Here is a 17,567-nt window from a genome sequence, read left to right on the forward strand (position 1 = left end):
GGCAAACAAGACGATGCTCGCGGGAGTGCTAGTTTTTCAGTAAAGTAAGATCACAGGTTAAAGATTTGACTGGCTGCACAATACCGGTCGAACATGTAAGTGGCACGTTATATACAACTTGCGATCCGTTCTCCTTTAAGGCGGCTGCAATCTGCCCTTTTATGACAAAGGTGCCAGGGCGCTTGGGCGCCGGAAGAACAACATCAAACATCCGCGTCCCATTTGACCCTTCGTCTTGAGCAACGTGAAGGGCTGCTGTCACGGTCGATTCACGCGCTCCAGTCAACTGATCCGTGATTGAAACCTGAAGGGTTCGATTGTGAGTCGGGTAGGAAGGCGGAAATTGGATTGGCAGGTGCAGCCGTATCTCTCTATGTCCATTTGGCTCCGTGAGAACCTGGCTATCGCTTGTTGATGCGCCTAGGATCAGGTCCGGAGCAAGAAGCACGGGCTTTTGCATATCTCCAATGTCAGAAGAGTATCCGTAACGAGTTGGGTCCGGCGTCAACTCGCTATCACCGCATCGACTTTTGCCTCCGTCGGAGCTAGTGAATTGGCACACGCGAACGTAATCAATCTTGAAAGATTGCGGGAACGCCCGATCTTCGATTCCATACCGGCCAGCCCAACCTCCGCCAACAGCGAAATTCAGAACGACTTGAGCCGGCGGTCCTAAATGTCCATCTTTGCGTAACCACCTATAGGGACGGCTATAAATCGGGCGACCATCCCAAAAGAAAGTAATTTCTGTTGGAGTCCAGACCAACCCCGCCACATGCCACCCTTCATTCAGGGGGGCAGAACTTCGCATTTCCCCGTGCCTGGTCTCAAATGTGTCGTCGACAAAGTTGAATGTATCTAAAGCTGGCTTCTGTGGCCCCGAGTGCAGCATCTTTTCCGTGTCATCTTTGCCATTTATCACAAATTCGAAGATATCAAGTTCCGGTGGATGCCACGTCCGCCCGTCCCGATCATAATCTCCGACCAACCAGAAGGCCGGCCAGATTCCACGTCCTTTTGGCAGAAATACCCGAGCTTCGAAGTAACCATAGTAGAACGTCTGGCGGCTTCGAATCATTCCGGACTCATACGAGCCGTCGGCGACTTGCCGCGCCACCAGATCCAGCACTCCTGCGGAGAGGATGTGGTTGTTGTTGTCCCGGTACCGTTGCTTCTCGTCGTTGAAATGATCCAACGTCTCGTTCTGATAGATGTATCTGGTGGCCCATTTGGTACGGTCCAAACTGTCACGGTCGAACTCATCCGCAAACACGAGCATCCAGCCGCCGCCGAAAGCTGACGACGCAGAATTTACCAAGAATCCAAGCGAGACAGAAAAGAAGGTAGCTCGTCTAGCCCAATCAAACAAAGATGACCCCCGATAGATGGCCAACCAGACGCAAGCGAAACGCTTCGACAGCTATGTCTGCCGACTAGTTCTTACTATACTATGCTAACGTGCCCAACTGTCCAAGCGTTTGCATTGACAGCTACGTCGTGAAGCCGCCAATGGTTGGCGCGTGAGTTGCAGGAAGGATGTGCATAACGCAGCCTGCGCAATCATCCGGTTCGACAACGGACGAAAGTAGACCGAGGTTATATTGTCAAGAATTTCAATTAGCATCATAATTACGAACTACAATTATGAACGCTACGTTGGTCAAGCGATTGAGAGCGCTCTTCACCAGACGCGCCCCGCTGACGAGATCATCGTGTTAGACGACGGTTCAACAGACGGATCCCGCCGGGTTATTTCCTCTTATGGAGATCGGATAACGCCTATTTTTCAGGCGAACGAAGGTATCAAGTCGATTTCGAACACTGGCTACGGCCACTCGAATGGAACGCTGATCATCTATCTCGACGCAGATGACGTCCTGTACCCAAATGCCCTCGAGCATGTTGAGAAAATGTATAGTCCCGGGGTCGCAAAAATTCAATTCGATCTCGATGTGATCGATCAAAATGGCTCATTTCTGGGCCGGCGCTACTGCAATTTCCCGAGACCAATAAGCGCGGCGGAGACCGCCGCATACTTTGAACGATTTGGCACCTACACTTGGCCCGTCACGTCCGGAAACGCCTACTCTCGATCGTTTCTGGAAGAAGTGATGCCACTCACCCCACCAGTTTCCCACGATGGCGCACTCAACACGATCGCGCCACTCTATGGACGGGTTGAGACAATCATCGAGCCACTTGGCCAATATCGGCTTCACAATCGCAATATCAGTCGAATCAACGACACTGGGCAGATCAACATCGTTCCAGATTTTGCGTCGCGCATACGAATCAGGAAGCTGGAATTTGACATGCTGCGCGACCACGCGCGCCGGATCGGAAAGCCGCTGCCACAGAACGATTTGCTCGATCATGAACTGGTGTTCGTGAACTACCGTATTATGGCCCGGAAGCTAGAGCACGAAGATGGGACAGACGCAGATCGCTCTCTTATGGGGCTTTGGTGGAAGGCGATTCTAGTAATATGGCACGGCCCATATGGATACGGGGCCGCCATAAAGCATTTGGTTTGGGTCTGCTCACTGACGCCCCTCCCCAACCGTTTAGCGCGACTCCTGATCCATGCGCGCTACAGTCGAGCCCGCCCGCTTTCAAATCTTCGCAAGCTTCTCAGCTTTGCCCGCCTGTCAACCTCGCCCTGAGCTTGGGTCCAACCACAATGAACATTCTCTGGATTTCCGGCCGCTTACCGGGTCCGCTCTTCAGCGGCGATGCGCTATACTCTGCCGGCCTGATCAAGGCGCTCGCGACAATGGAAGACGTAACGCTTTGCGTTCTTGGGAATCGAAGAGACACCACCTCGGATTTTACGAAGACGATCGGCTCTCAGCGCGCTACGTTCGTGGACTTTCCTCCGCCACTTCGCTCCGACGCGTGGAGCATAGTGTCTAGCCTCCCAAAAGATGCGTTCAAACTGGCCACGCCAGATCTGCAAGCGGGACTTGTCAAACTGTTAGCCCGCGAGTGGGACTGGATCATAGTCGATCACGCTAACTCGGCAGGGCTCCTTCCAACAATTTTGGCGAGGCGAGGAAAAGCACGACTCTGCTACATTGCCCACAACGCCGAAGGAAAAATTCGACCGGAGATTGCAGCCAGTGCGCCCGGCTTCCTGGTCCGCACAGCCATGCGTCTCGATGCCGAGAAATATCGGAGATTGGAGAATGCGGTAGTCTCGGCGGCAGATTCCATCATCTGCATTTCCGATGCTGACGTCGGTTACTTCTCGCGGGCAACGAACATTCAAGTCGTTCCTCCGGTCTATTTGGGCCCATCAACTCCTTCTATAACCATTGGCGCCTCCCGTCCGAGGAGATTGCTCCTGCTGGGATCCTTCGAATGGCGCGCCAAACAACGAAACTTAGAAAGCATACTAAAAACGGTCGGCCCGCAACTAAAGAAGAACGATATTCATCTGGACGTTGTGGGCGCAGTGCCGCGTGAGGTGACGCAGCAAGTTTCTTCCACGGCTTCATTGGTGACGTTTCACGGGCAGTTGGGCGACGTTCGAGAATTGTTTCAATGCGCTCGCGGTGGCCTTGTCGCCGAAACGCTCGGAGGCGGTTTCAAACTCAAAGTACTAGACTACGCGTTTCAGGGACTGCCGATATTCGGACTGCGAGCAGCGCTCGCCGGCACCACTGCAGAGGAACAGTCTTGCATGTTTCTAGCCGACAGCCTCGACGATCTCGGCGCAAAGATTGTCGAAAACATCGATGACACTGATCGATTGCACCGCAGCCAGCATAAACTGCAGGAGCTAGCGTCAAATCGCTATGGTTTGGAAATGGGCACACGACGATTGAGGGACGTCTTTTTTGCGAAAGCTTGAACGGACCAATCTCGCACTGCGAAGCATTGCGGACGATAATATTCTCCAACCGAGCACGGCATCTACCCTTGACAATGATAGAGAACCAATCCGTCTCTCATGGCTCAATTAATCGGCGTTCGATTGAAGGTCGTGAAGTCCAACTAGATGCTTTTGGTGGCTTTGCCCTTAGCGCCTCCATCGCATCTATTATGTTCTGCTCGCAAATTGCGGTCAACATCGGTGAGTTTCCGGTATCAGTCGATTTTATTGGTTACTTGCTTTTCGCCGCCTATCTGCCCTTATCAGGATTTGCGACTCTAAGCACCAGGACCCTTCTCTTACTCCTTCTCGCGGCAATACTTGCTTGCTTCCGAATGCTCTCGCCAAACAGTCTCACGTCGTGGTCGTCTTTATCGCTTTTGTTTGTACTCTACGCACCATTTTGCCTGCGCATACAATCCAGGAGTGGAATCGAGGAGGTAGGGAAGGTTATTCAAGCTAAGTTCATTCTGGTCGTCTGTATCATTGCAGTGATCGCAGACGTGCAGCTCGTCCTGGTTAATCTGTTTAAAGGGACAACATACTTTTCGAATATTGCCCTTGTCTTGCCGGAGGAAATTCGCGGTGCCGGAAACTATGCTTTCGTTCGAGAGGGCGGCGGCATTATCAAAGCCAACGGTTTCTTTCTTCGAGAATCGTCTACTTTATCAGTAATGACCGCCATTGCACTGATGCTGGAGTTCTTCTCTAGGAGGCGACGGCTTGTTCTTTGCATCCTAATAGCAGGCCTGCTCGCTTCGGTTTCAGGCTCCGGATTGCTCATCGTTCTTTTTGGCTTTCTACTTCCTACGAGTGTTCGTCAGCTGCCGTTGTTCGTACTGGGGCTGCTCTTCATATTCGTGGTTCTCATTTACGGCTCCGAAATCCCGATATTAAACCTTTGGTTGGACCGCACATCAGAGTTTGAAACTCCTGGATCGAGTGGGTATGCGCGTTTCGTCGCACCTTTCCAAATGTTGGAACGCAACCTCGGTGATGGAGCATCAACCTGGCTTGGAGCTGGCGCAGGCACCTATCTTCGCACCGTTGCTGTGCTACAGCTGAAGTATGAGATCAATGATCCGACTTGGGCCAAGCTGATTTACGAGTACGGAATCATCGGTTTTCTGTTCTTTTCGATGATCGTCATCCTCAGGCTCTATTCGAGCGCTCTCCGGAGAGAGGTCTGTGCGGCGCTATTTTATGCCTGGATGAGCGCCGGCAGCCTCCTGAAGCCTGACTTTGTTTTCATGACCTGGATATTGACTTTAGTCTCGCTTCCTCGAATGACGGACAGACTAAAGTAAGTGTCAAACGACAGATTCTCGTACCCGAACGCGACTTCCTCGGTGACCGACTGCTTGTCGATGTAGGTGTCGCTGCGGCTGCCGGACTCGGCGCCCATGGAAAGCAGGCGATTCTGCCGGATCTGAATCAGGCGCTCCGGCGTCGCGTGCAGGCTGACCACTGATCCAAGCCGACCTACGTATACCGTCTCCTTGAGAACGGCCTCTCATTTGGCAGTCAACTGAGGCTCGAGATCGAATCGAGGAGTGCACCACCTGCTCATTTTCCGCTCCGAAAGCCAATGGCCCAGGGTCACGGCACACCGTCGTGGCACCTTCAGCAACATAGGCAGCTCGCACGGTAAGCCTCCTGGATCTAAGAGCCGCGACTTACATCTCGCAAAACAAGATGCAAACCTTTAGTTGATCGGCTATCGTGTTATTGAAAAATTACGAAGATTGCTGCGATAGGAGTTCTAATTGTCTCTTCGACGGGCCGCTATTAGCTCAGTCCTATGGAGCGCGCTTGAGAATGGAAGTATTGCCCTCGTCTCCTTCCTATCACTGATAATTTTCGCGAAGCTGCTCAGCCCGAGCGACTTCGGAGTATATTCGATTGCTCTCGCCGTCATTGAAGTTGTCGGCATTTTTACAAATATGTTCTTTCACGACGCGCTGGTTCGACAAGTCAATGCCACGGACGAGCATTTCAATAGCGCATTCACTTTCTCAATCGTGATAAGCATCTTCTCTTCTGTTCTTCTCTATGCAGCATTCCCATTCTGTACTCTACTCATCGATGACCACCGCATTGTAGCAGTTGGTCGCATGATGGCCGCAGGATTGCTATTTTCGGCACCTGCAGCAATCTTGAGTGCTCGACAGGCTCGTCAGTTCGGTTTTAGGCTCTTAGCGCTGCGTAGCTTGTTGGGCCGCATTGCAGGGGCGACTCTAGGCATCCTCGCTGCTTTTCTCGATTTTGGGATATGGGCCCTAGTTGCCCAATTCTTATCGATGACGATCCTGGGAACTATCACGCTGGTCGCGTTCAGCGACTGGCGACCGCGATTAACCACAAAACTGTCGCCAATTTTTGACCTGCTTGAATACAGCTTTGGCGCAGTAGTTTCGCTAGCGTCGAATTTTTTGACAAAGCGCGCCTTCATATTTTTTGCTGGGACGTTTCTCGGAGTCGAGCAAGCTGGATTCTTGAGCTTGGCTTTCAGGCTTGTGGATACGGTTTGGGCAATTTCAGCCACAGCTGTTTCCCAAGTCCTGCTGCCAACGATGGCACATCTGCAACAAGATGCACGGAGGATGCTACAAGCATACGAGACGGCTTTGGGACTGGGATGTTTGGCCCTATTTCCGATCTTTTGCGGAATAGGCCTGATTGCACCTGAACTTGTCCTCGCGCTGTTTGGCACCAAGTGGTTGCCTGCCGCAGAACCAGCGTTCTGGCTGGGCCTGCTGGTTTTTGTCCAGTGCCCTAGAATATTTTGCACATCGCTTTTGAATGTAGGCGGGCAGGTAAAGACTGTAAGTGCAGTAAACCTTGCTACTCTCATCTACATGGCGCTGGCAATTAGCCTGACTCGTTTGCCCTCTATTCCCTGGGCCTTGGCAACGTGGTGCAGCAGCGAGGTGCTGAACTTTCTCCTGCTACAATACTTCGCGAACCGTCGCTTCGGCATATCGCTCACTCGGTTCGTTGCAGACGTTGCGCCATCGTCGATCGCTGCATGCCTCATGATCATCGCGGTCAAAGCTGCACGCGCGCAAATGCCGGAAAGCGGTCCGCTACTCGTATTAGCCCTGCTCTGTTGCGCGGGATTCCTTGCCAATCTCCTATCGTTGGCTGTATTCGGAAGGAAGTCGACGCTTCAACTGGCTCGAACGATCCTCATGGTCCGAGCCAAATAGCATCCGGCGTTCTACCCGAAATGGCCCCTATGTTTGAACCAAACTCGAGTTGCCTTCGAGCCCTGAATGAAGCGCAGACTAAGATCGTATCGGCCATGACGCTGCCGGGAGCTAAGCTTAAATGAGCGTTGAACCCGAGCTCGTCACGGTCATCATCTGCAACTATAACTACGCGGATTATGTAGGGGAGGCGATCGCTAGCGCCCTTGCTATTGATTGGCCGAATGTAGAAGTTATCGTTATTGACGATGGCTCCACCGATAACTCGCAACGCGTGATTGAAACGTATGTTCCGCTCGGAGTGCGAGCCATCTTTGGCTCAAAGCAGGGCCAAACGGCTTGTGCAGAGCGGGCGTATAACGAAAGCCATGGCGCTTGGGTCTTATTCCTCGATGCCGATGATACAGTACATCCGGCAATCGTCCGAGAAGCCACAGGAGTGATGAAACCGGGCTGGTCGATGATCCAGTTTCAAATGTCGACAATCGATGAAGCCGGTCGCTCTTTAGGCACTATTTTCCCAAAGTACCGGAGTGACGTGACGCCTAACCTTATTCGCTATTGGATTTCGCATACTGACAGTTATCCCACCCCCCCGAATTCAGGAAATTTCTTAGCGCGAGACTTCTTGGAGAAAATCTTCCCATTAGAGAAAGGCATGGATCGCGCCACAGACAGCTACTTTCTTTCTACTGCACCATTCTTGGGGGACGTGCTTACAGTACGTAAGCCGCTCGCCTCGTATAGAATCCACGGGAGAAATTTGGGAGCTCAATCGACAACTCTCAGCTTGAAGAAAGTTGCGACCGATTTGCAAAGGCACATCACTCGGTGCAACTATGCGACGAGATTGGCTGCAAAGTTTGGGGTAGTAATCGCAGCGGATCGATGGCGTTACGGGTTCTACAATTTGGCCATGAGGCTGACGTCTCTGCGACTAGATCCATCAGGTCATCCGATACCGAACGATACAATTGCAAAGTGCCTTAGGGACTCAGTTCTTGCGTTAATTACGCCACAAGGATTAACTCTATTTCGGCATATTGGAATTTTCATATGGCTTGTTGCTGTTGCCTCATTTCCCAAACCTCTTGCACGTCGTATCGTCTCTTGGCGGTTTGTCCCATCATCGAGACCAAACCTATTGCGTCGATTAATGCAGGCCGCTTAGCGCCGGCATTCGGCGAAACATCGGGCAAGAAGGGGCTAGCGCAACGATCAAGTCAAAATGACTGATGCCGGGCAGGATGCTATGTCAAAGGATAGTGCGCAGCTTTCGGTCATCATCTGCAACTACAACTATGCTCAATTTGTAGCGAGCGCAATTCGCAGCGCACTTGCTATAGATTGGCCTCGCGTAGAAGTCATAGTTATCGATGACGGCTCGACCGACGACTCTCCCGAAATCATTAAGCAGTTTGCCGAAGACGGGGTGAAGGTTCTCCTGCGCCCCAATAGAGGTCAGGCGCGGGCCGCCGAAGAAGGATTCCTGTGCAGCTCCGGCGATTGGATCATATTTCTTGATTCGGATGATCTGCTGGATCCGTCAATAGCTCAAGAAGCCGCCAAGATCATGACGCCGGGTTGGTCAATGATCCAATGCCAAATGAGGGTCATCGACAAAGATGGAAATGCTCTCGGAATTGGTTTTCCAAAATACCTAGCAAGCACGACGCCAGATCGGATTCGTCATTGGGCCTCGCAAACAGATTCTTACCCTACGCCGCCCAATTCAGGGAATCTTCTGTCTCGAAAATTTCTAGCAAAGCTGTTCCCACTGGAAGAAGGCGTTGATAGATGGGTGGATAGCTATTTCCTCTCTACAGCTCCGTTTCTGGGCGACGTCATTAGCCTTAGCATGCCGCTGGTCTCGTATCGGGTTCACGGTGCGAATGACGGCGCTCAAACTGATCTTGATCTGTCAAGGATCCGACGTGACCTCAAGAGACATCTCACACGCTGCGAATACGCAACGAGAATTGCTCACAAGTATGGCGTCCCACTGGATTCAAATCGATGGAGGTTTGGCTTCTACAACTTGGCGATGCGAGTGGCTTCGCTGCGGCTCGGCCCCGATCAACATCCGATTGCCATGGATAGCATCGGCAGATGTCTGGCCGATGGGATAAGATCCGGCGTAAGGGCTCAGGGATTGAGCGCAGTCAGGCAGGTCGGGATGGTTCTCTGGCTTTTTTCGGTTGCGCTACTGCCGAGATCGTTCGCTCGTAATCTCGTCTCTTGGAGGTTTGCTCCGCTTTCCCGCCCACGATGGCTTCAGGAGCTTATTCGGTCGGCCTAATGCTCGCCAGACAGGCTTATTTCTGCAAAATCGAATATCGAAATATCTTTACTCCAGTCATCGTCCCCAAAATCACATCGGATCTACCATAGCTGCCGATAGCCGCATCCGTGCACCGCTCTGAGTTGGTATAACAAACCTTGATCTTGATCATCCTCGAACAGTTGTTCTTCACACTGACGACGTGATCGATGAGGCTCGAATTGACAATATGCGCTCGCGCTGCAGCTTCGACATCCAAACAGGGCCGACCGAGTGCATCGCGAGCGATAGGTGAGTTGGATGGATCGGCACCGCCCTGCATCGTCAACCTGGGCGTGGTCGAGCCGCTTGTCTGAGCAAGGACCTCACGTTTTTCCGTGGCAATGATAAGTGCAACAGTGAAGATACAAGCTGCAGTTCTCAAAATGGGATTGAAAGTCATCGCCGTGAAAATCCGCTGATTTCGACGCCCGGCACGCTCACGCTGATCCCGTCGTTGGCAAGCGCTCTGGCAAATGTCTCGCGCGAGTTGATATCGACCTGCGAAAGGCTTGCCAGCAGCCGACCCCTGTGAGCCCAGCCCACGGTTGCTATATTGGCCGAGGCGATGTCCGTGAAGCCGCTATTGACCAGCGCCGCAAATTCCGACACTACCTTTTCTTGCAATGACTCATTCAATTGCGCGAGAATAGCTAGAGCCAGCTTGTTGCGCCGTAGTGCAATCCAGCCCTCCATCGCAGCCAAATCATATGACTGGTGGAGGTAGGGCAGGCTCCTCTCCTCAAAACCGCTCCGAAGGTTGCTACCCCAATAGAGCATGAGCCACAGATAAGCGTCGGAAGGGTTAAGGCAGAGCGAGAGTTTCATCCTCTGCTCGGCACCCGTCAGCTCTCTATCAGGTTCTTCCAAGCTTTTTGACTGTATTGTCTTCTCCGCGATACGAAGCTGGATAAGTGCTTCCGCGCGTTCAAGAGCGGGGTGATTCAGGGTCTGTCTCGCCTCGCGATCAATATTCACCAATACACTGGTTAGAACCCCTGGTTTGAAGTGCTGCCCAGCGATGATCGACTCAATCACACTGCGGGCAGGAACTGCTCGCCAGAAGGACGGGAAAGCGAAGAACGACCAAAGCGAACCGGCAAAGCCGAGCAGCAGCAAGGCCCCGCGGACGCCAACTTGCGTGACGTATCGACCGCTACTCGCCATACCCGTACCGGGCGTAGTACTTCTGGTAGTAGTAGCGTCCTTGATAAGACTCGTAGCGAGCGAGCAGCTTGGTATCAGCCTTGTTCAACACCACGCCGAGAAGCTTATTCTTGACCTCTGGTGCGCTTCGCAGGTTATGGAGCACGACGTTCTTGTTCGTCTTCCCCCACTCGACCACGTAAATATAACCATCGACATAAGACGAGGTGACGCGCGCGTCGACAACAGGCGCCATTGGCGGCATGTCGAGTACCACATAATCAAACTTCGAGCGCAGAAAGCCCATGAGCTCGCGCATTGGCTTAGAACCTAAGACTTCATTGGTATGGAGCAGCGTCGAAGTTGCGCCGGCTGGTAGAATCGCGAGCTTGGTTTCCGGGTCGATTACTAGGACATTTTCGAGTTGTTCCCTCTGCGCTACAACATCGACCAGCCCCGCTTGCGCGTCCGGCACCAACTCACGCGACAGCGACGGATTGCGAAGATCCGCATCGATCAAAATAACTCGGGCGCCCCCATGCGCCATAAGCTGCGCGAGATTTGTAGAAAGAGTACTCTTCCCTTCATTCGGCAGTGTGGAAGTCACCGCTAGTAGGCGATTCTCGCGCACGATAGAATTAAAGTCCACTGCCACCTTGAGGGAGCGTATGGCTTCAGAGAAGCGGGACAAGGGATTGTCCACGACGTAGCGTAACAGGTCAGACTGCGGATCATCTGTCTTTCTAGCGAACTTATATGGGACGCTCGAGAGTGGCGCGGCGTTGCGAAGGGCCGGGAGCATTGCAATGCAACTCGTACCAAGAGTTTCCTCCACCTGCCGCGTGGTTCGGAACACATTGTCAGTGACCTCGCGTGCTATCGCAGCGCCGAAGCCGAGCACCAGGCCTGCCACCAGTGCCGCAATAAGAATGATCGAGGACTTTGGAGAGCTCTTCGCCAGTGGCGGCGTCGCCGCGCTGATGATACGTGCTTCCGTTATAGGAAAGGATTGCTGCTGCACTGATTCCATATAGCGCTGTAGGAAGTTGTCGTACATCGCCTGGTACGACTGAGCGTTGCTCTCGAGCTCGCGCAACTGGATCTGCGCCTGGTTCGTGAGCTGCGATTCCGAAACGACACTGGCGAGACTCGACTTGATTGCATCCTCGCGAGTCTGCGCAATATCGTAGTCACTCTTGTAGGATTCTTGGATACGCTTGAGCTCGTCTTGAATGTTTTTCTTGATTTCTGCCATCTGCCGGCGAAGATTGACTGCAGCCAAGTGATCTGCGCCATATTTCATGGCCCAGATCGATTCCTTGGATGCCATATCGACGTATTGCCCCCGCAGCTTGACGATGGTGTCGTTCTTTAGCGCGTCGCCGACGTTAGCATCCGGAATTCCTTGCTTAACGATGTCATTCATGCGGTCGAGACGCGCCTTAGCCTCAGCCGTCGCCGCATGCGCCATAACCAACTGACTGTTGACCTCCGCGAGTTGCTGCTCGTTCATCAGTCGCCCGCCGCTATCGACAATGTTGTTGGCGATCTTGAAATCCACCACCGCCTTCTGAGCGACCGAGGCTTGCGTCCGCAATTCCTTGATCCGGTCCTGGAGCCAGACGCTGGCGCGACGAGTGGCCTGATATTTCGCCTCGAGCTGATCAACGATGTAGGCGTCAGCGATAGCGTTCGCGATGCGCTCGGCCTTTTGCGGATCACGCGAGGTGAAGCTGATCTCCATCACATAGGTGAGGCCAAGCCGCTTGATGGTGCGGTTGCTGGCGAACCGCTCCAGCGCCTTGCGCCTCAGCTCGAATTCCGATGGTGCGCTGGCCGAGGAGAACAGGCCCGTGACCGGGCTCATGATGGCCCCGAGCAGGCCAGCACCGCTGCCGGTGAACTCCGGATCTTCCGTAAGGTGCAGGTCGCGGATCACCGCGAGGCTGATGTTCTCGGATTTCAGGATCTCGACCTGGGTTTCTACCGTCGCGGAATCGATCGTTACATCGCCCAGCATCGATTGCTGCTGAAACAGCTGCACCTTGCGGGTGTCGATCACCATCGAGGCCGTGGAGGTGAACAGCGGCGCGGCGGTGAAGAGATAGAGCAGCGCCAGGATCACGCAGGCGGAGACGATCGCTATCATAGTCGGGAATTGGCGGCGGACGATGTCGAGATAGGAGGTCAGCGTTTGCGACGGAGAGCCGTCGGCCTCGGCGAAATCACGGTTGATCTCCGAGGTCGGCTTGTTCACCTGCAACATCTAGCAATTCCTGAAAATGGATCGATGTGTGTTCTTGGGATCAATGGTGGCCAAAGCCAGAGGGCGTCCGGAGCAAACCCGATGCCAAAAGCCGCGCTGCACAACACTAGCACAGGCGTGCCTGCAATTGAACGCGGTGGACGCACTGCGCAGCACGGCTTGCGCAACTTTTTGCATGAACCTTAACGGCACAAAAGCAAAGCGGCGCCTGCTGGCGCCGCTACCGAGAGATATCATAGCCGGCCGCGCGGGCTGGTTTCGGTCAGCGCACTGGGCTGACGCTGTTAGCGGCGCTGCCGACGCCGCCGCCGCCGGTGTTGGGCGGGTTGTTGGCGTTGGTGTTGTTACCAAACACGACGACTCCGCCACCACCGCCGCCCGTGGGGAAGCCGTTGCCCGTGGGCCCGCCTGCGCCGGTGCCGCCGCCCGCGCCGCCACCGGTCGCGGCGATCGCGACGTCGCCGGTCGCGGCCTGATAGGCGGCGATCACGTCGGGGTTGCCGGTGCCGGCGATCGCAGCCTGAATCTCGTTGGCGTAGGCTTGGTCCTGCTGCGCGGCCATGCGCGCGACCTGGGCGAGGCCGGCGACGATCGCGCGCATCTGGTCGGTGGTGGTCGCGGGATCCTTCAGAAGGGCGATCAGGCCGGGCACCGTGGTCGGATCGGACGCTCCGAGGTCGCGCACGCGCGAGATCAGCTGCGGGCCGCCGGTCGGATATTGCTGCAACAGGCTGTTGGGGGCGGCCTTGAAGTCGGAAATGACGGTGGCCGGCAGCTGGCGCTGTGGCGGGTAAATGGCGGCGCTGGCGGCCGAATTGATCGTCACAACGAGGGCCGCGGCCGCAGCCATGCGAAGCGCGATTTTGATAACGCTCATAAATCAACCTCCAAAAAAATCTGCTGCCCCGATTGCTTCCTCGGCCCGGGCAAATGGCTGTGCAGTGCAGGAACCTAACCGAATAGAAAAGGGCTGTCCATTTATTCTAAAGACTTCGTAAACGGCGCAACTGCTTCAAATCTAGACACTTTTGTGAAGCTCGCCGTGCGCGCGCGCCGCTGGCGCCACGGTTGCGGAGCGGCCCTCGCCTCGCGGTGCGGTGGCGAGCGCATCTGGCGCGGGGCGGCCCTCCCGGCTCGAGAACGATTGCGCCAGGCCGGCGCCGAAAAGCGCAAAGAACGGAATGCTGTAGCCGGGCACCTGCAGCGTGAAGTCGAGGCATGAATGCAGCAGCGACAGCGTCGCGGTCGCCGCGGCCGCCAGCGGGACGATGGCATCGCGCCGGCGTCCGAACACGCCCCGCGCCAGCACCAGCAGCATGATGGCCCAGCCGAGCGCCACCAGCAGCGCCATCGGAATGCCTACCTCGGAGGCAAGCTCCAGCGGCGTCGAATGCGCCGCATCCCAGACGCCGCGAATCGAGATGTTGGGGCTGCGGTAGGGCGGGAAGGCCCACTGGAAGGTGCCCATGCCGGTGCCGAACCACGGGTTGTCGGCGATGATTTTCAGCGTCGACTTCCAGGCCTCGATGCGGCCCTCGTCGACCAGGCCCTGGCTGTCGAAGCGGCTGGAGACGCGGCCGCCCAGCAGCTGCAACAGGCCGAGCGCCACCGCAAGGCCCGAGCCGAGCGAAATCCAGATGCCGGTGCGCGGCGGCAGGTCTTTCCGCAGGAAGATCGTGAACGCGACGATCATCGCGAGCAGCGACAGGCCAACGCCGGCGCGCGAGGTCGTCATGAACATCGCCATCAGGCAGATCAAGAGGCATGCGAGCTGCGGCAGGATCTCTCTTGGCGGGATCGCACGCAGGTCGAGCGACAGACGCCGCCATTCGATGTGCCGCTCCGGCAAGCGGCGGCGGACGTCCTCCAGGATCAGCAGCATCCAGATCACCGCAGCCGAGCCGAAATAGGCCGCCGCCGTGTTGCGGTTGATGAAGGTGCCGGTGACGCTGCCGAGATACGCCGTCTTGTCTCGCCACAGGATCATGGTCGGCTCGATCAGGAACGAAGCGACGCCATAGAGCGCGTAAGCCGCGCCCGAGATCGCGATCACCCAGAGCAGGCGGCGCGCGCGCATCCGATCGGCGCCGACGGTGATGCCGAGCACGATGGCGAGGATGTTGGCGAGCGGCGCGCCGAGCGCGAAGAACGCCTCGTTCTTGACGATCGAGGCCGACGGGGCGATCGGCACGCCGAGCAGATCGGAGGCCTGCTTCCAGATCGGCTGGAACGGCGCGAGGAAGGGATGGTCGGAGAGCTGCTCGTGCAGCACGAAGGCATAGGCGGCCACGATCACGCCGATGCCGGCGAGCAGCCAGAGATGTGGCCGGCGCAGATCACGCGTCGTCGCGAAGATCACCGCGATCCCGAGGCACAGGCACCAGAACGCGATCGACAGATCATTGGTCGAGCCGAACGGAAACGGCGCGGCGGCGGCCACGAAGAACAGGATGAAGGCCGCGGGCAAGCTCCATGACCAGCGAATCTTGGGAAGCCAAAGGCGCATCGTCATGTCTTGCGAGCCTTGCTCGCGCCTAGAGGAAGCAATCGATCGGATAGATCTTCAGATCCACGTTGAGGCGGCTGTTCCGGGTCTGCGCGCGGAACGCATAGAATAGTCCAAAGCTATCACTCCCCTGATCGAGTTTTATTCCGGGGGTTAATTCGTCGGGCGGGACCAGAACGCCGATGTGCCGGTTGATGGCGGAAATCTCGATCCGCCCCTCACCTTGCGCAAAATGCCCGCCGAGCTGGGTCACGGTGACCTTCGGCAGGCCGCGGCGCTGATGGCAGACGTCCTCCTCCCACAGCTTGGTCTGCTGCACCAGCGGCTTGCCAGCGCCATCGGGCACGACGATGTCGGGGAAGGACGGGCGCAGCATGCCGAAGAACTTGCTCTCCTTGGAGTTCGCCGAGAGGCGGACGGTGAAGGACAGCTCGCCCCTGGCTCCCTTGAGGCGCGACAGGACGGGAGCGTCAGGCTCGGCGGAAACCATCACGTCGATGCGATGGCGGACGCCCATCTCGGCGGCAGCGCCGAGCACCGGCTCGGCCGGTGCGAGGGCGAAGGCGAGCGGGACGAGAGCCAGAAGATGGCAAAATCTTCGAAAGCGCATGAAGCCCCTTGCAGCAGCGCGGAGACCAGTGGCGGGCGCGTCCTACTCGGTGACGCCTTCATCCGAACCTGCCCGCCGGCCCGGCGACAATACCGATTGGATCGCTAAACGAAAATGGCACCGGGACAAAGCCCCGGTGCCATCGTCTTAGGTCGGTCAAGTCGGCGTCTTACGGCGCCAGCTTGATGTTGTTGCGGAAGATCAGCGCGTCGTTGCCAAGATTGATGGCATCGCTGCCGGTCGCCATGATCACGCGCATGTACTGCAGGAACTTGGCAACTTCGACGTTGCGCGAGTTCGAGACGTAGATGATGTCGCCGTTCTTCATCATGACCTTGGTGGCCAGGAAGAAGCCGCCCGGATCGCGGAAGTTCACGTTGAAGATGACCGGGATCGTCTCCGAGGTGTACTTGCTCACGTCGATGCCGAGCTGGGCCGCAACCTCGCGCGGCTCGCGGCGATAGAGATACACGGCAGCCGGATCGGCCTGGCCGTCCAGGAGACCGCCGGCCTTGCCGACGGCTTCGCCGAGGTTGATGCGCCAGGCGTCGAAGTTGAACTCGCCGCTCTGGCCGCTGGCGCCGAACGCCATGAACTTCTGCTGCTCGCGATAGACGTAGATGCTGTCGTCGGGGCGCACATAGACGTTGTTCTCGGGCGCCATCACGAGATTCTCGAACGGCACGGTGGCCCGCCGTCCGCCACGCTCTAGCATGACCCAGGTCTCGAAGCCCTGGCCCTTGATGCCGCCAGCGCGGGTGATCGCATCGAGTACGCGATCCTTCGCACCCGCCGCGCTCGCCGGATAACGCGCCGGCGAATTGACCTCGCCGAGCACGCTGATCAGCTGGGTGCGCTGCGAGGACATCGCCACGACCGCCTGCGGCTCGATGGCGCGGTTGCCGATCCTCTCGACGATGGCGCGCTGGATTTGGACCGCCGTCAGGCCCGCGGCCTTGATCTGGCCGGCATAGGGCACGGTGATGAAGCCGTCATTGTCGACCGACTGATCCGGGATCGTCACATAATTACCCGGACGGACGCCGGCTTCGGCCGGGATGAACAGACCGCCTGCCGCGGCTTCGAAGATGGTGACGCTGACGACGTCGCCGATGCCGAACACGATGCTGGCGGGCGGACGACGATCGGTGAACACGCCGGCGAGTCCCTTGGGCTCATGGGTGTGCAGGATCTTCACGGTGGCCGGATTGAGCGGCACCAGCTCGTAGGCCGGCGCGTTTTCCGTCTGGATCTTGTTGTTGACGTCGTCGGTGAGCGGCCCCGAGCCGGGATTGGTCGAGCAGGCCCCGAGCGCTAAAGCGGCGGCCAGGAACGCTGGCTTCAACACATAGGTCTTGGCAATAGATGACATGAATCGCGCCCGAGGGTCCCCAATTGACGTAAATTGGTACGGCCTAGGGGGTGGTGCGACAAGTGTTCCCGGTGGTTAACGGAGCAATCCGTCGGCCAGTGTTGCGTGTGGGCCACTCTTTGGGGCTTGGTTTAACCCTTTGTGACTATTTGTTGTATTTCGTGTGCTCAGTTCGAGAGCAGATCGCCCCAGTCGAGGGCTCAGTGTGTCGAGCGCAAGGCTTCTTGACCGCTCCGCCCTCTGCTAACTCTGGGGTGTTGAAGA

The 17,567-nt window shown here is 56.3% G+C and carries 14 protein-coding genes and 1 pseudogene; 6 read left to right on the plus strand and 9 right to left on the minus strand.

Annotation, left to right across the window (positions count from 1 at the left end; translation table 11 throughout):
• Positions 1–28: 28 nt before the first annotated feature.
• Positions 29–1,279, minus strand: coding sequence for a family 16 glycosylhydrolase (locus tag DCG74_RS35325; RefSeq protein WP_172785760.1), 1,251 nt, complete (start codon positions 1,277–1,279; stop codon positions 29–31).
• 322 nt (positions 1,280–1,601) lie between these two features.
• Here DCG74_RS35325 and DCG74_RS35330 point away from each other — a divergent pair, with 322 nt between their 5' ends.
• The 3 genes from DCG74_RS35330 (at position 1,602) to DCG74_RS35340 (ending at position 5,181) form a co-directional block, all read left to right on the plus strand.
• A complete protein-coding gene (locus DCG74_RS35330) occupies positions 1,602–2,663 on the plus strand; it encodes a glycosyltransferase (protein ID WP_172785759.1) in 1,062 nt (353 codons plus the stop codon).
• 17 nt (positions 2,664–2,680) lie between these two features.
• Complete coding sequence (locus tag DCG74_RS35335) at positions 2,681–3,853, plus strand: glycosyltransferase (protein WP_172785758.1); 1,173 nt, start codon at positions 2,681–2,683, stop codon at positions 3,851–3,853.
• Positions 3,854–3,921: 68 nt separating this feature from the next.
• A complete protein-coding gene (locus tag DCG74_RS35340) occupies positions 3,922–5,181 on the plus strand; it encodes a hypothetical protein (RefSeq protein WP_172785757.1) in 1,260 nt (419 codons plus the stop codon).
• Between the two features lie 22 nt (positions 5,182–5,203).
• Here DCG74_RS35340 and DCG74_RS35345 read toward each other — a convergent pair.
• Positions 5,204–5,342 (minus strand): annotated as a pseudogene (locus DCG74_RS35345) (kinase/pyrophosphorylase); the annotation flags it as partial.
• A 298-nt stretch (positions 5,343–5,640) separates the two neighbouring features.
• Between DCG74_RS35345 and DCG74_RS35350 the strand changes: the two are divergent.
• From DCG74_RS35350 to DCG74_RS35360, 3 genes are all read left to right on the plus strand, one after another.
• Positions 5,641–7,083, plus strand: coding sequence for an oligosaccharide flippase family protein (locus tag DCG74_RS35350; RefSeq protein ID WP_172785756.1), 1,443 nt, complete (start codon positions 5,641–5,643; stop codon positions 7,081–7,083).
• A 121-nt stretch (positions 7,084–7,204) separates the two neighbouring features.
• A complete protein-coding gene (locus DCG74_RS35355; RefSeq protein WP_172785755.1) occupies positions 7,205–8,254 on the plus strand; it encodes a glycosyltransferase family 2 protein in 1,050 nt (349 codons plus the stop codon).
• Positions 8,255–8,311: 57 nt separating this feature from the next.
• The gene (locus tag DCG74_RS35360) at positions 8,312–9,382 is read left to right on the plus strand and encodes a glycosyltransferase family 2 protein (RefSeq protein WP_172785754.1); all 1,071 of its coding nucleotides are present in this window, start codon (positions 8,312–8,314) and stop codon (positions 9,380–9,382) included.
• A 16-nt stretch (positions 9,383–9,398) separates the two neighbouring features.
• Here the strand turns inward: DCG74_RS35360 and DCG74_RS35365 are convergent, their stop codons facing one another.
• The 7 genes from DCG74_RS35365 to DCG74_RS35395 form a co-directional block, all read right to left on the minus strand.
• The gene (locus tag DCG74_RS35365) at positions 9,399–9,806 is read right to left on the minus strand and encodes a hypothetical protein (RefSeq protein WP_172785753.1); all 408 of its coding nucleotides are present in this window, start codon (positions 9,804–9,806) and stop codon (positions 9,399–9,401) included.
• Positions 9,803–10,522: a hypothetical protein gene (locus DCG74_RS35370; protein ID WP_172785752.1), complete on the minus strand. Its 720-nt coding sequence runs from the start codon at positions 10,520–10,522 to the stop codon at positions 9,803–9,805. The genes DCG74_RS35365 and DCG74_RS35370 overlap by 4 nt, the downstream gene beginning before the upstream one ends.
• 37 nt (positions 10,523–10,559) lie before the next feature.
• Positions 10,560–12,815 (minus strand): polysaccharide biosynthesis tyrosine autokinase, encoded by a 2,256-nt coding sequence (locus DCG74_RS35375; protein WP_172785751.1) that lies wholly within the window; start codon positions 12,813–12,815, stop codon positions 10,560–10,562.
• A gap of 262 nt (positions 12,816–13,077) precedes the next feature.
• Complete coding sequence (locus DCG74_RS35380) at positions 13,078–13,692, minus strand: hypothetical protein (protein WP_172785750.1); 615 nt, start codon at positions 13,690–13,692, stop codon at positions 13,078–13,080.
• Between the two features lie 141 nt (positions 13,693–13,833).
• Positions 13,834–15,327, minus strand: coding sequence for an O-antigen ligase (locus tag DCG74_RS35385; RefSeq protein WP_246708836.1), 1,494 nt, complete (start codon positions 15,325–15,327; stop codon positions 13,834–13,836).
• Positions 15,328–15,349: 22 nt separating this feature from the next.
• Positions 15,350–15,931 (minus strand): hypothetical protein, encoded by a 582-nt coding sequence (locus DCG74_RS35390; protein ID WP_246708835.1) that lies wholly within the window; start codon positions 15,929–15,931, stop codon positions 15,350–15,352.
• A 169-nt stretch (positions 15,932–16,100) separates the two neighbouring features.
• Entirely contained in the window at positions 16,101–17,303 is a 1,203-nt protein-coding gene (locus tag DCG74_RS35395; RefSeq protein WP_172785749.1) for a polysaccharide biosynthesis/export family protein, read from the minus strand.
• Positions 17,304–17,567 lie beyond the last annotated feature (264 nt).

Source organism: Bradyrhizobium sp. WBAH42, from assembly GCF_024585265.1.
GTDB lineage: Bacteria > Pseudomonadota > Alphaproteobacteria > Rhizobiales > Xanthobacteraceae > Bradyrhizobium.